Below are 4,036 nucleotides of genomic sequence, written 5' to 3'. Positions count from 1 at the left end.
ACCGCGGCGCGCTGCCGCAAACCCGCCCGCCAGGACCGCGCGGTGAGTGCGCGCATCGTGGTGTCCCGCAGCCGACCTCGGACACCTGTGCCCGGTGCCAGCCCGCTCCCTATCGGCGGCAGTCCCTTCGACGGCAGGTACAGGGGGTGCGGGTTGAGCTCGATCCACGGGATTCCCAGCAGCTCGGCGGCCATGCCGCCGCCCGCGGTGATGACGTCGGACACCACCAGGTCGGGCGCTAGGTCGCGCAGCGCGGGCACGTTGAGTTGCGCCATCCGCGCCGCCCGGCGATGGATTCTGGCGCCCGCGTCGACGTCCTCGTCGGTGGCCACCAGCCCGTCCAGCGGTGCGGCGTCGACGCCCGCTGCGCCGGCGGTGTCGAGCCACTCCTCGCCGGTGAAAAGTGTGGCCTCATCGCCCGCTTCGCCGAAGCGTTGGCACAGCGCAATCGCGGGAAAGGAGTGCCCGGGATCCGGCCCGGCGACCACGGCGACGCGCATCGGCCTTACCCTGCCACAGCGCCCGAGGACGTCGCTCGCCTACGCTGACAACCATGACCGAGCTGACTGGGACAGCCGTTGCGAACACGCGCACGGTCGAGGGGTTCCTCAACGCGCTACAGGATGCGGATTACGAAGCTGCGGACGCCGCACTGGACGACAACCTCGTCTACGAGAACGTCGGACTCCCCACGATTCATGGCCGCGCCCGGGCCATGAAGCTGTTTCGCCAGATGGACGGCCGGGCTGCCTTCGAGGTGAAGATCCACCGCATCGCCGCGGACGGCGGCGCCGTGCTCACCGAACGCACCGACGCGCTGATCTTCGGCCCGCTGCGCCTGCAGTTCTGGGTCTGCGGCGTGTTCGAGGTGCACAACGGGCGAATCACCCTGTGGCGAGACTACTTCGACTTCTTCGACATGCTGAAGGCCACAGCACGCGGGCTGGCGGCGTTGGTAATACCTTCGCTCAAATCGACGTTTTAGCAGGCATGAGTAAAGACAGCGTCCGGACGCGGCCGAATTTCTTGCAGTTGATCCGTTATTGCTGCGGGGGCCAGCTGCCGGACTCGATGCGGGACTGGGTCCGCAACGACTTGGCCGGCAAGGGCGCGACGCGACGGATGATGATGCGCGTCGCGGTGCCGGCGGTGCTCATCCTCGCGCCGTTCTGGCTGATCCCGACGACGGTTGACGTGCACCTGAGCATGACGCTGCCGATCCTCATTCCGTTCGTGTACTTCTCGCACGCCCTCAACAAGGTGTGGCGCCGCCACATGCTGGCGGTACACGGCCTGAACCCGGATCTCGTCGACGAGCTCACCCGCGAGCGCGACGCGCACATCCATCAGTCCTACATCGAACGCTACGGTCCGCGGCCGGATGCGGCGCCGCCGCGCGCCCCCGAAAGCGGCGCTTAGCCGGCCCCGCGCAGGCCGCCGAGTTCGTCGAAGGCCTGCGCCCAACCGATCAGGCGATCGGTGGCGCCGACCAACTCAGTGCGGTAGTGCTGCGCGGCGGCCAATCCGTCGCCGTTGGCCGAGGATACCAATTGCGCTGCGGCGGTGACCATTTCGTTGTACTGGCGAACGCCGGCGCTCAGTTGCGCGGTGAACGCGTTGATGGTGGGCACCAGATACGACCGCGACGATTCCGAATGCTGCGCCGCCCGCTCCATCGAGACCACCTCCGCGGCGGTCGCCGCCATCGCAGCGGAGGTCTTGCCGGCCGCCCCGCTCAGCTCGCGGATTTCGTCGGGCGGCAACATCGCGCCACGCTCGATCACGCTCAACAACGAGACGAATCCGCGTTCGGACGCGCCGAGCGCGTACATCGCGGGCCGCGCCGCCGAACCGGGCGGCGGCAGCCGACGGGTGCTGGCGGCTCGCGGCGTCGGCAGCGGCTCCGCGCGCAGCCACCGGTAGCGCAGCAGCAACAACGTCGCGGGGATGGCCATCACGACCGCGACGCCACCGGTGATCTCCAAGAGCAACGCGAACCAGCCCCACGCGGCCAGCACTATCGTCACCACCGCCCAGAACACGGTCCCGACGGCGAAGATCACTCCCCACCGCAGCGCGCGACGACGGCGACGCAGCAGCCGCGCACGCGGGTCCGCGGCGGCGCTGATCTTGCGGGCCGCCAGCTCGGAAAGGTCGGCGACGGTGTCGAATCCGCGCTGCAACAGCGCGCGCCAAAGCCCGTGCTGCGTCGCTTTCACCGCCATGAGACTTCGGTTACTGGCCCAGCGGCTTTTCGGCCGCCCCGCCGGTGGTCTCGGCGGGCGCGGGAGTGACCGCCGGAGTGGCCCCGGCGTTCGGCGTCCCGCCGGTCGGCAACGCGTCGCCGCGCATCGACGCGCGGATCTGCTCCAGCCGGGAATGGCCGGCCATCTGCACACCGGCCTGCTCGACCTCGAGCATCCGGCCCTGCACCGAACCCTGCGCGAGCTCGGCGGCCCCGATCGCGTTGGCGTAGCGGCGCTCGATCTTGTCGCGGACCTCGTCGAGGTTGGGAACGTTGCCCGGAGCGGCGATCTCGCTCATCGACCGCAGCGAGTTGCTGACCTGCTCCTGCATCTTGGCCTGCTCGAGCTGGCTGAGCAGCTTGGTGCGCTCGGCAATCTTCTGCTGCAGCACCATCGCGTTCTGTTCGACCGCCTTCTTGGCCTGCGACGCGGCCCCCAGCGCCTGATCGTGCAGGGTCTTGAGGTCCTCGACGCTCTGCTCGGCGGTCACCAGCTGGGCCGCGAACGCCTCGGCCGCGTTGTTGTACTCGGTGGCCTTCGCGGCGTCACCGGCCGCGGTGGCCTGGTCGGCCAGGGTCAGGGCCTGACGAACGTTGACCTGAAGCTTCTCGATGTCCGCGAGTTGCCGGTTGAGCCGCATCTCCAGCTGCCGCTGGTTGCCGATCACCTGCGCCGCCTGCTGAGTCAGCGCCTGGTGCGTGCGCTGCGCTTCCTCGATGGCCTGCTGGATCTGCACCTTCGGGTCAGCGTGCTCGTCGATTTTCGCGTTGAACAGCGCCATGACGTATTTCCACGCTTTGACGAACGGATTGGCCATGAACTAGCTCCACTTCGCTTGTTGTGGGGCCCTTGGATGGGCTTCGCGCTTGTCGCTCAATTTAATGGGTCGGCGCCGATCGCCCCACCCCTTGCACAGGATCCGCCCGCCCGGGGCTCAGGCGATAGCCAGCGACGCGACCGGCGGGATGACCACCTTGGTGCTGGCGTCGATGCTGGTGGCGCCGACTTCGCCGACCGGCGTGCGGTAGGCCTGCTCCTCGCTGGCCATCCGCTCACCGGCGTCGGTGAGAACCGACGACAGCGGCACGTCGAGCGCGTCGCAGATCGCGTTCAACAGCTCGCTGGAGGGCTCCTTGCGGCCGCGCTCCACCTCGGACAGGTATCCGAGGCTCACACGCGCCGAATCGGATACCTCGCGCAGCGTACGGCCCTGTGACGTCCGGGCCTCGCGCAGCACGTCGCCGATGACCTCGCGCACCAATGACGGCATCGCGGCCTCCTAAATTCAAACAGCTTGCTTAAGGTGCAACGAGGGCGACGGTGGTCTGGTTCCCGTTCGGCGATCGAAGAATCAGCTCGCCGAGCGCCGAATCTCCCGGACGGTCGACACCACATAGTCGATGCCGGTGATCACCGTCAGCACGATCGCGATGCCCATCACGACGGCCGCGGCCACCCGGAACGGCCCCGGCGTTGTTGTCCAAGGCAGGATGAACAGCCCGATCGCCAGCACCTGAACGACGGTCTTGACCTTGCCGCCCCAGCTGGCCGGGATGACCCCGCGGCGAATCACCAACAGCCGCAGCACGGTCACGCCGACCTCGCGGGCCATGATCACGATCGTCACCCACCACGGCAGGTCGCCGAGCATCGAAAGCCCGATCAGCGCCGACCCGACCAGCGTCTTGTCCGCGATCGGATCGACGAAAGCACCGAATTCGGTGGCCATCCCGTAGTTGCGGGCCAGCAGCCCGTCCAGCCGGTCGGTGATGCACGCGAGTGCGAAAATC

Annotated in this window: 6 protein-coding genes and 1 pseudogene; 2 read left to right on the top strand and 5 right to left on the bottom strand. The window is 68.3% G+C overall.

Going from position 1 to position 4,036, the window contains the following annotated elements:
* A pseudogene (locus JOZ00_RS20510) lies at positions 1 to 500 on the bottom strand (glycosyl transferase); the annotation flags it as partial.
* 53 nt (positions 501 to 553) lie between these two features.
* Between JOZ00_RS20510 and JOZ00_RS20505 the strand changes: the two are divergent.
* Together JOZ00_RS20505 and JOZ00_RS20500 are read left to right on the top strand one after the other, a co-directional pair.
* Positions 554 to 985 (top strand): limonene-1,2-epoxide hydrolase family protein, encoded by a 432-nt coding sequence (locus tag JOZ00_RS20505; protein WP_293347187.1) that lies wholly within the window; start codon positions 554 to 556, stop codon positions 983 to 985.
* 5 nt (positions 986 to 990) lie between these two features.
* Complete coding sequence (locus JOZ00_RS20500; protein ID WP_293347184.1) at positions 991 to 1,419, top strand: DUF5313 domain-containing protein; 429 nt, start codon at positions 991 to 993, stop codon at positions 1,417 to 1,419.
* Here the strand turns inward: JOZ00_RS20500 and JOZ00_RS20495 are convergent.
* The 4 genes from JOZ00_RS20495 to pgsA all read right to left on the bottom strand — a co-directional run.
* Complete coding sequence (locus JOZ00_RS20495) at positions 1,416 to 2,225, bottom strand: hypothetical protein (protein WP_293347181.1); 810 nt, start codon at positions 2,223 to 2,225, stop codon at positions 1,416 to 1,418. The genes JOZ00_RS20500 and JOZ00_RS20495 overlap by 4 nt on opposite strands.
* Before the next feature lie 10 nt (positions 2,226 to 2,235).
* Positions 2,236 to 3,063 (bottom strand): phage shock protein PspA, encoded by an 828-nt coding sequence (pspA, locus tag JOZ00_RS20490; protein ID WP_293347178.1) that lies wholly within the window; start codon positions 3,061 to 3,063, stop codon positions 2,236 to 2,238.
* 117 nt (positions 3,064 to 3,180) lie between these two features.
* Positions 3,181 to 3,516, bottom strand: a complete 336-nt coding sequence (gene clgR, locus JOZ00_RS20485) for a transcriptional regulator ClgR (RefSeq protein ID WP_293347175.1) — start codon at positions 3,514 to 3,516, stop codon at positions 3,181 to 3,183.
* Between the two features lie 81 nt (positions 3,517 to 3,597).
* Positions 3,598 to 4,036 (bottom strand): CDP-diacylglycerol--glycerol-3-phosphate 3-phosphatidyltransferase (pgsA, locus tag JOZ00_RS20480; protein WP_293347172.1); only part of this gene is annotated, 439 nt, incomplete at its 5' end.

This window comes from Mycobacterium sp., from assembly GCF_019243155.1.
Taxonomy (GTDB): Bacteria; Actinomycetota; Actinomycetes; order Mycobacteriales; family Mycobacteriaceae; genus Mycobacterium.
This window is presented reverse-complemented; position numbering and strand designations above follow the sequence as displayed.